General features: G+C 47.5%; 7 protein-coding genes. 3 read left to right on the forward strand and 4 right to left on the reverse strand.

Annotation, left to right across the window (positions count from 1 at the left end):
• Positions 1–144 precede the first annotated feature (144 nt).
• On the reverse strand, positions 145–831 hold the full coding sequence (tmk, locus tag V6C93_RS01155) for a dTMP kinase (RefSeq protein ID WP_333474803.1): 687 nt from the start codon (positions 829–831) through the stop codon (positions 145–147).
• Positions 832–1,078: 247 nt separating this feature from the next.
• Between tmk and V6C93_RS01160 the strand changes: the two genes are divergently transcribed.
• Positions 1,079–1,426: a hypothetical protein gene (locus V6C93_RS01160; protein WP_333474804.1), complete on the forward strand. Its 348-nt coding sequence runs from the start codon at positions 1,079–1,081 to the stop codon at positions 1,424–1,426.
• 37 nt (positions 1,427–1,463) lie between these two features.
• Here the strand turns inward: V6C93_RS01160 and V6C93_RS01165 are convergent, their stop codons facing one another.
• The 3 genes from V6C93_RS01165 to V6C93_RS01175 all read right to left on the reverse strand — a co-directional run bounded on the left by V6C93_RS01165 (position 1,464) and on the right by V6C93_RS01175 (position 6,774).
• Complete coding sequence (locus V6C93_RS01165; RefSeq protein WP_333474805.1) at positions 1,464–1,907, reverse strand: FHA domain-containing protein; 444 nt, start codon at positions 1,905–1,907, stop codon at positions 1,464–1,466.
• Between the two features lie 379 nt (positions 1,908–2,286).
• Positions 2,287–4,755, reverse strand: coding sequence for a heavy metal translocating P-type ATPase (locus V6C93_RS01170; protein WP_333474806.1), 2,469 nt, complete (start codon positions 4,753–4,755; stop codon positions 2,287–2,289).
• 378 nt (positions 4,756–5,133) lie between these two features.
• Positions 5,134–6,774 (reverse strand): type II CAAX endopeptidase family protein, encoded by a 1,641-nt coding sequence (locus V6C93_RS01175; RefSeq protein WP_333474807.1) that lies wholly within the window; start codon positions 6,772–6,774, stop codon positions 5,134–5,136.
• Positions 6,775–7,001: 227 nt separating this feature from the next.
• Here V6C93_RS01175 and V6C93_RS01180 point away from each other — a divergent pair, with 227 nt between their 5' ends.
• Both V6C93_RS01180 and V6C93_RS01185 read left to right on the forward strand, forming a co-directional pair.
• Positions 7,002–8,351 (forward strand): histidine phosphatase family protein, encoded by a 1,350-nt coding sequence (locus V6C93_RS01180; RefSeq protein ID WP_333474808.1) that lies wholly within the window; start codon positions 7,002–7,004, stop codon positions 8,349–8,351.
• 316 nt (positions 8,352–8,667) lie between these two features.
• Entirely contained in the window at positions 8,668–9,570 is a 903-nt protein-coding gene (locus tag V6C93_RS01185; RefSeq protein WP_333474809.1) for an Rpn family recombination-promoting nuclease/putative transposase, read from the forward strand.
• Positions 9,571–9,675: the final 105 nt, after the last annotated feature.

The raw sequence follows: 9,675 nt of genomic DNA on the forward strand, positions 1-9,675 counted from the left end.
AAGAATCGAAAAAGGGTCTGAAACGACGGGTTGGTGATTAGTCATTGGTCAGAAGGTTGAAGGTTGGAAGGTTGAAGGTTAGAACGCACAACGTAAACGTTTAACTTGCCAACATTGAAACGATTACCCATTACCCATTACCTATTACCCATTACCTAATCCCCATTCTCTAAATCGTTGAGACAAAATCTCTTGAATTGCCCCATGCACCACATCCTCACTCTGACTGGCATCAATCCTGACAATTCTCTGGGGATAGGATGCGGCTAATTGAGCGAATCCCTGCTGTACTCGTTGGTGAAAGGCTAAGTCTGCCTGCTCCATTCGGTCTGCGCTGCCCCGTTGTCGTGCCCGCTTTAGGCCGATTTCGGCTTCAATATCCAGCCAGAGGGTCAAGTCACTTTCCAATCCGCCCGTTGCAATTTGGTTTAGCTGCTCGATCAATTTTAGGTCAAGACCGCGCCCGTACCCTTGGTAGGCCACTGTAGAATCCGTGTAGCGATCGCATAAAATAATCGCGCCTAATTCTAGCTGGGGGTTGAGCAATTCCTCGACGTGTTGAGCGCGGTCAGCTGCGTACATCAACAGTTCTGCCCGGTCTTCAATCGGTTGCGGTGTAGAGTGAATCCCTGCTTCTAGCAACAGTTTGCGTAGACCGATACCCAATGAAGTTCCACCGGGTTCCCTCGTCGCTACAATTTGCCGTCTTGTTCCGACCGCCCCCAAGCGTAAGAGTAAACCACTCGCTTCTAACCACTGTGAACATCTCTGGAGTTGGGTGGTTTTACCACTGCCTTCAACTCCCTCAAATACAATTAGCTTGCCGCGCATCACTCAATCCAGACTTAGCCGCTCCCTTATCATTACTGAGCCTTTTTTCACCTTTCTTTAAGCTTTCCTCAATCTTCTGACACTTGTAGGATACAGTTTTTTTGATTCTCTTTATCCGGATGAACCGCTAAGATGCTGGTAGCTGATCATGTGGAGCATCGGCTTTTCATTTAACACCCCTTTCATGAGCCTTTACAGAGGTTCGATATGATAAGAGGGTCTAGCTATCTGACGCCCAGGGTTATATATGGCTCGCTACACTTGTTCGTTTACTGTTGCAGTTTCCCTCGACGATCTCCAGCCCTCACTGGTTGAGTTGTTGCAATCCTGCAATTTCGATATTATTTACGACACGGGAGATTATGTAATGGCACGGGAAATTCCTGGTCGTGTCGCTTTTGCTAAGTTGGTGACTGTGGAAGTGTTGATTGATAAATCGACTGCCACCTCCCAGGAAGTACGGATGAATTTTGTAATCAAAAACGAAGAGTTGCCTCTCCAGGTTGATAATCATTGCCACCAGATGTTTGATATGGTGCAAGAGGCTGTGGCGGAAAATCGTTATTGGCACCTTGTGGAAACTGTTCCTGGCTAATATTCTGCTATCTCTTGAATGAGATAAACAGTCTAATTCACTCCCAAGAACCTATGTCTCCTGGGTCGCCAATCATCATGCCAGGGCTAATCAGGGTGATGTCAAACTCATCGGGTGGCCCAGTCGGATTTGGGTCGTTGCTCTTGAGCAGGTAATATTTGGCACTCACCTGCGGGCCGAAGACGACCTCATCTTCATCTTCGAGATCGTGGGCTTGTAGTTTGCGCTCATTAATCAAAAGCCCATTGACACTCGCCTTGCCTTTAAGATTGCCATCGACAATCCGGTAATATCGGCTACCATCCTCCCGTTCTCTGCGGACTAAAGTGGCATGTCGGCGAGAGACAAATTGCGAATGGAGACGGATATCACACTTGGGGTCTCTGCCGATGGAATACACTGCCTCTTCCAAGGGAAATTCCTTACGGCCTTTGTCGTCTTCAATAATCAACAAATGGTGGTGTTTGGGTTGTCCAGCCATCGAAAAATTGTGATAGAGAGTGCAGTTGGCTCAGAAAAACGCTGTGGCTTACTCACCTTGACATATCTCTCAACCAGCTTAGCTTGACTCCTAGGAGATGTGGATTGATGACTTTCAATGCGACATTCCCTCAAAACATCATCATAAGCAGTTGTGGAATTGAGCGGAAAAACTCTACTGTTAAAATTTCCCTGGATGGCGCAGAGGGTCAAAACAATTGGGTCGCCTTGACTCATGCCAGGTTTTGAGAATAGTCCGTTTTCTATTGTGGCATATTTAAGGTTGAAGGTTTGAAGGTTGCAGGTTTGAAGGTTACAGGTTGCAGGTTAGAACGCATCAATTTGCGGTCAACCTGTAACCTTTTCCCCAGTTCCCAGTTTCATTTGGCTTTGAAGGCACGACGCAGTAACAGGGAGTTAGTGACTACACTAACCGAGCTAAATGCCATTAACGCACCAGCCGCCGCAGGGCTGAGGGCAATTCCAAATCCTGGGAGAAGTACACCACAAGCTGCGGGGATGCCGAGGGCATTGTAGCCAAATGCCCAAAATAAATTTTGCCGAATCTTGTTGAAGGTAGTCCGTGCCAGCTCAATAGACTCCACCACATCTAGCAAGCGAACGTCTTGGGGACGTGTTGTACTGACGCGCATTAAAATAATCCCTGCCGTTTCTCTAGCCACATCCGTGCCTACATGCAAGGAAATGCCAACATCGGCTTGAGCTAGGGCAGGGCCATCATTGATGCCATCTCCAACCATTGCCACGCGGCGTTCCTGGGATTGCAGCTTTTGGATGGCGATCGCTTTACCATCGGGACGAACCCCAGCCAGCACGTCATCAGGTGCAATTAACAGTTGTTGTGCGATCGCAGTAGCTGAGTCAGGCTGGTCACCAGTCATTAACATTACCCGAAATCCCAGCGCTTTGAGGCGTTCTACAGTCTCCTGAGCATCCGGTCTGAGCACATCACGCACGGCGATCGCACCTGCAAGAACACCATCAACAGCGACGTAAACCACCGTTTTCCCGGCATCCGCCAACACTCGAATTTGTTGCTGAACAGTGCCACTAATCTTAATGCCTTGCTGAACTAACCAGTCCGCATTACCCAGCAAGACACGCCGATTCTCTACCAAAGCCGATATTCCTAGTCCAGGTTCGGTATAAAAATCTTGAGCATCCAAAATCGGTAGCTGTTGCTGATGGGCGGCATTGCGAATGGCTGAGGCGAGGGGATGAGAAGTGCCAGTTTCAGCCGCTGCTGCTAGTTGCAGCAGTTTTGCGGATTGGGATTCACTGTGGTTTTCCTGCTGCTGACTTTCCCATTCCCCAAGGGGTAGGCAATCAGTAAGCGTGGGATAACCTGTTGTCAGGGTGCCTGTCTTATCAAAAACCACGGTATCTATTTGATGGGCACGCTCTAAAATGTCGCCACCTTTGATGAGGATGCCCCGTTCTGCGCCAAGACTCGTACCGACTAAGATCGCGGTCGGTGTCGCTAGACCTAGGGCGCAGGGGCAAGCGATCACTAAAACTGCGATCGCTAGTTTCAAACTCAACAGCAAGGGAGACGTCGGCTCAACCGTCGCATGACCAACCATCTCGTGTCCCATCATGTCAGCGATCGGGGATAGGACGTGAGGCCAGATTTTCGTGCCAGCTAAGTACCAGAAGAGGAAGGTTAGGGATGCGATCGCTAGCACTCCGTAGGTAAAATATCCGGCTACCGTATCTGCCAGTTTCTGTACCGGTGCCTTACGGGTTTGAGCTTCCTCGACGAGGGCGACAATCTGGGCTAACGTTGTCTCTTCACCCGTGCGAGTGGCCTGAAGTGCGATCGCGCCGGACTGATTCAACGTCCCTGCCGTTACGGCATCTCCCGGTTGCTTCAAGACAGGTATTGGTTCCCCGGTTAGCATCGATTCATCCACCAAAGACTGACCCGTCATCACCTCGCCGTCTACGGGTATCTTTTCCCCTGGTAATACGCGCAACCACTCCCCTACACGGACTTGCTCAACGGGAATTTCGATTCCTAATTGTTCCATCTCCCCCCTGCCCTTGCCAGGGGAGGTAGCTGTTGATGTCGATTTACCGATTAAACGTGCGACTTTTGGCTGAAGTGCTAACAAAGATTCAAACGCCGAGGCGGCACGTCGCCGTGCGCGTTGCTCTAAGGTACGACCCAACAGGATAAAGCCCAACATCATCACCGGTTCGTCGAAGAAGCAATCCCATCCCAATTGGGGAAAGAATAAGGCGACACAACTTGCCATGTAAGCGGTGAGTGCACCCAGCCCTACCAAGGTGTTCATGTTAGGGGCTTGATGCCATAAACCCTTCCAGCCATCAATGATAATGGGACGCCCTGGCCCTAGTAATGCTAGGGTTGCCAGTCCCCAGTGAAACCAGATATTACTCAAGACCGGCAGCATCGGGGCATCCATCCAATGACCGATATGCCCTACTAGGGAGAGTAAGATCAGGACGCCTGCGATCGCCAAGCGACGGACTTGCTCCCTAGCTTCCTGTTCGTGCCTCTCGGCGGGCGTCCGGGTATCTTGTGAAGCGGACATCTTGCCTGCTTGAGAGCGGGGCTGGGAAGGAAATCCTTTAGAAGTTAATTGTTCTGCGAGGGCTGATGGGTCAACTGTACCCACTTCGCACTCAACAACCGCCACCTCAGTGACCAAGTTTACACGGGCGGCAACAACGCCAGGATGTTGGCTCAGCTGGCGTTCCACAATACTGACGCAGCCAGCACATCTCATGCCCGTAACATCCAGTGCAATTGTGTCTATCGGTGATACTGATTTTGTTGGGACAATATCTGGAGTAACTTGCATAAAAAAGTCAATAGCTTGAATAATTCTTAAGGTTGCCTCAGTAGCTGGCTAGATACCTGCTCTACTTTAGAGCGTAGGCGAAGTACCACCGTGTCAAGTTTAATACGAGGAAGTTTTTAAGGCTTAGGCTGAGATCTAGATGGAAATTCACATGATACGTAGGATTTGCCGGGACGGTTTTGTACGGAAATTATTGATTTGTCCGCCCAGTTAATGCTTATAGGACTTAGGCAAAGCCTCTAGCTGTCGTGGCGTAACACACCTAAAATGATGCAATACAAATCGGCTCATAAACCCCAATTTACCTGATTTGCTGCTTACGTCCTAATGCAACATTTAAGGCTTGCCACGCCAGTAACGCACCCAAAGCACTATAGGTTAATTCGAGCCACTCCCTAAGACAAAAAGGCTCAAGAGAGTGCCAGCGTTCCACAATCCATGAAGCAGCATGGAAGCCAAGAGATTGCGCGATCGCGTATACACAATCCCCAGTACTATTCCTAACATGGCTAACGGGAGCACTTCAGATAAACTCAGGTGAGCCAGAGCGAACAGAAAACCACTCACGATAATCGCCCCCCAAACAGGCACATAACGCGTTAAAGATGGTAGTAAAAACCCCCGGAAAAAAATCTCCTCAAACATAGGGGCTGCTACACAAGCCGTTAGGCAAAAGAGGAATACCGCTACGCTATCCCGTCCCTCCAAAGCGAGGGGCAGAATGGGATTACTGCCTCCTTGTCCTTGCCACAACTCCTGGTTAAATAGCGATACCAAAATAACTAAGGGGAGTGCCACGAAATAGCCTCCCAGTCCCCAGAGAATCCAGTTGCTTCGCCACTTAAAACGAAACCAATCTTCTGGTAATGGAAAAAAGGGTTTAAGGGAAAAGTACAGCACCAAAAAACCCCCAGAGGCCAGCAGCAGGTAACTTACCAGAACATAGAACGCTTTCATCCGCACATCATAATTGCCAGGGTTGAGGCCCAACAAGTGAAACAATGTGGGCAATAGCAGTTGACCGATAAAGAAAAAGCCCAGGATGAACACCTGCCAGATGATTTCCCAGTTCCAAGGCGTCTCCCAAGGAGCCTCGCTATTAGTAGCTAGGAGCGATTGTTTGCCTTGGAGGAGCCGCTGAACGATTAAAAATATTAAAAGTCCAACACCCAATACACCCCCAACTCCAGGTATTCCCCCAATTAGCGCTAACTTGAACATGGCTTGCTCAGCCATCGCTTGTTCTTTAGCCTGGAGTGACACCAAAGCGTCTTGATTCTGTTGCAACTGATAGAGCTTGGCTAAGGCACGATAGCGAAACCAGCCATCTAAGTTTTTTTGAATTTGTGGCTCGGCATCCGGAAGCAAGCGACGTGGCTCACTCCATAAACCGATTAACACTTGCGCGGTTTGTACGATGGAATCCTTCGTAACGGACAGACCATCAATCGCTGGTGCCGATGACGGAGTAAACTGATTCCAGGTTTTGATCGCGGCGGCTTTGTCACCCTGTTGAGCTTGGAGAACGCCGATGCGTAAATCTAGCTCATCAATCAGTCGTTTGACCTGAGAAAGTAGCCCTTGCAATTGCTGCTGTTGCTTAGAGCGTTGCAATTGTATCTTGACTTCGTCGGGCACCGAGGTATCTGCATCCTCAATTCCCTCAAATTGCGCAAGTTTTTCAGAAACTTCTTTGAGTTGTGCCGCAATATTCAACTGAGTAGTCTGGGCAGACTTACGGGCATCCTGATACTGTTCTAAGGCTGTTTTTAAGGGTTTATCGCCCAATAAGGCGTTTTGAGCCGCTTTTAAATCAGGTTTAGACTCTTGGGGGGTGCTTTTACCCTGCCACTCGCTGGCATGAAGCAGCAGATTCGTTTGGTAAAGTTCCAGGCGGCTTTGAATCTGAGGTTGACCCAAGCTTTGCAATAAGGAAAGGGTAACACTGGCGATCGCAAAAATCGTCAGTACCCCCAAAATCAATCGTTTTATCAGCAAAATCCACTGCTCAGTGGTCATGAACCCCCCAAATGCAAGTAATAAAGTCCAAGGCTAGGATTTTTTGCCCTTTACAGGCTAGTTTTTTCAAGCTATCTGAAATTATCCTATGCGTCTTCAAACCAATGATTCAGTTTGAGGGCAGGTGTTCAGTTGCAAGTTACCCTGAAATTGGGAGATGCTTAAAGTAGCAGCCTTTGCATCAAACAGGGCACTATTTACCTACTTGCTAATGGAGGATTCCCAGATTGGCTACTCGCGTCATTATCGTGCGTCACGGTCAAAGCAGCTATAACGCTCTGAAGATGATTCAAGGGCGCTGTGATGAGTCAGTTTTGACCGAAAAAGGAACTGCCGATGCCCACCAAGTCGGCGCGGCCCTCAGTAGCCTTAAATTTGATGCTGTATATAGCTCTCCCCTACAACGGGCTAAGAAAACCGCCGAGGTTATCCTACCCTATTTGCAGGGTTCTCCGGAGTTATTGACACCGGCCAGCCTGCTGGAAATTGATTTGCCGTTGTGGGAGAAGTTGCATAAGGAGGTGGTGAAGGACAAGTTTTCAGAGGAGTATCGCTGCTGGAAAGAACGCCCTCACCAATTTTGCATAACTCTTCCCACAGCAGAGGGGACGAAAGAACACTTTCCCGTGCTAGCGCTTTACGAACAAGCCAAGCAGTTTTGGCAAGAGATTCTCCCCCGCCACTCCGGAGGAACGATTTTAATCGTGGCGCATAACGGGATTAATCGGTGTTTGCTCGCTAGTGCCCTTGGTATTTCCCCAGCGCTTTACCATTCCATCCAGCAATCGAACTGTGGCATCAACGTCCTGAACTTTGTAGGAGGTTGGGGTGAACTCGTACAATTAGAGTCGCTCAATCAAACCTCCCACATGAGAGACGCCTTACCTACACCACGAGAAGGGAATCGAGGGTTGCGGTTGTTGCTGGTGCGTCACGGCGAAACCGAGTGGAATCGAGTCGCACGCTTTCAGGGGGGGATTGATGTGCCGCTGAATGAAAATGGGCGCAAACAAGCCCAACAGGCGGCTGAGTTTCTCAAGGATGTCCCGATTGATTTTGCCGTCAGTAGCCCTATGCTTCGTCCCAAAGAAACGGCTGAATTAATCCTAAAAAATCATCCAAATATCAAGCTTGAGCTGCCAGAGAAACTCAAGGAAATTAATCACGGATTGTGGGAAGGAAAGTTAGAGTCCGAAATTAAACAAGAGTACGCCGATTTGCTACATCAGTGGCAAACTGCCCCCGAAACGGTACAGATGCCAGAGGGGGAAAATTTACAGCAGGTGTGGGATAGGGCGATTGCCTGTTGGGATGCGATTATTGAAGCGGCTGGGGTATCTGACACTGAACTTAAAACTGGTCTAGTTGTGGCTCATGATGCCATCAATAAAGTGATTCTCTGTCACGTATTGGGTTTGAGTCCAGCCTCAATCTGGAGTATCAAACAGGGCAATGGTGCTGTTACCGTGATTGATTATCCTCATGGTTTAAAGAAACCGCCGATATTGCAAGCGATGAACATTACCACACATCTCTCTGGAGGTGTGCTGGATCAGACGGCGGCAGGTGCGTTGTAGAAAATAAATATGGCATCATTGCTCAATAAGCCTCATCCCGCATCAAACTTCAGGATGTTGTTGGCGAATTAAAGAAGCGTCATAGCCGACACATGGACATTTTGTAGGGGCACCCCATGTGGGTGCCCTATATCCAGCCAGGGCACCCACATGGGGTGCCCCGACAGTCCACACCATTGAGAATCACCATGTCAGGGAGCTGTCCCCTAAGCAATTAACCAACAGTATTTTTAAACTCCTGGTGGGTTATGCAACTTAGAGCAGTATTAATTGAGTTTAATTAAATTGAATTTCTTATTAAGATTGAGGTATACTCATGATTTTTATTAATCCTAAAACAGATTTCGCCTTTAAAAAAATATTTGGTTCCGAACAAAGTAAAGATATTCTCATTAGTTTTTTAAACGCCATTCTCTACAAGGGCAATCCTACGATTGAAGATTTAGAAATCCTCAATCCCTATCTAGCTCCTAAAATACGCGGCATTAAAGATACATACTTAGATGTCAAAGCGAGAATTACGGGAAACAAAACCGTAATTATCGAGATGCAAGTGTTGAATGTGGAAGGGTTTGAGAAGCGGATTTTGTACAATGCAGCAAAAGCTTATTCCATTCAACTCGATCAGGGGGAAGATTATACGTTGTTGAATCCGGTAATTGCTTTGACAATTACGGACTTTGAGATGTTTTCCAATTTGGATAGGGTAATTTCACGATTCATTCTAAAAGAAAAAGAATTTTTAGTGGATTACATAATTTATGACATTGAGTTAGTCTTTGTTGAATTAACCAAGTTCAGCAAAGAATTAGAGGAATTAGAAACCCTCACGGATAAATGGATATATTTTCTTAAAACGGCTAGAACTTTGGATGTAGTACCGGAGACGATGGAAACAGTGCCTGAAATTAAGAAAGCTTTTGAAATTGCTAATCAAGCTAATCTAAATCGAGAAGAGCTGGAAGATTTAGAGAAGCGAGAAATTTATATTCATGACCAACGAAATGCCATTAAAAGGGCTATACGACAAGGTAAGGAGCAGGGTAGGGAAGAAGGAAGACAAGAAGGAAGACAAGAAGGAAGACAAGAAGGTATGAGAGAAGCTAAGCTGGAAATCGCTAAGCAACTCCTAGATGTATTAGATGAAGAAATGATTAGCCAAAAGACAGGATTGAGTCTTGAGGACGTTCAACAGTTGAAGAAAGGTAGAGCAGAGTAGACAGACGCATCATGTAACTGCTCTTACATGCAAGCTCAGCATCTCATCAATTTGCCAATAACTTTTTGAGTCTATCAAGTACAATTTCGTAATTTTAATCAGTCT

Origin of the sequence: Allocoleopsis sp., assembly GCF_036703385.1 — a bacterium.
Taxonomy (GTDB): Bacteria; Cyanobacteriota; Cyanobacteriia; order Cyanobacteriales; family Coleofasciculaceae; genus Allocoleopsis.

Excerpts from the sequence above, each read along its gene's own strand:
- tmk (WP_333474803.1), bottom strand. The coding sequence starts at position 831 with ATGCGCGGCAAGCTAATTGTATTTGAGGGAGTTGAAGGCAGTGGTAAA.
- V6C93_RS01160 (WP_333474804.1), top strand. The coding sequence starts at position 1,079 with ATGGCTCGCTACACTTGTTCGTTTACTGTTGCAGTTTCCCTCGACGAT.
- V6C93_RS01165 (WP_333474805.1), bottom strand. The coding sequence starts at position 1,907 with ATGGCTGGACAACCCAAACACCACCATTTGTTGATTATTGAAGACGAC.
- V6C93_RS01170 (WP_333474806.1), bottom strand. The coding sequence starts at position 4,755 with ATGCAAGTTACTCCAGATATTGTCCCAACAAAATCAGTATCACCGATA.
- V6C93_RS01175 (WP_333474807.1), bottom strand. The coding sequence starts at position 6,774 with ATGACCACTGAGCAGTGGATTTTGCTGATAAAACGATTGATTTTGGGG.
- V6C93_RS01185 (WP_333474809.1), top strand. The coding sequence starts at position 8,668 with ATGATTTTTATTAATCCTAAAACAGATTTCGCCTTTAAAAAAATATTT.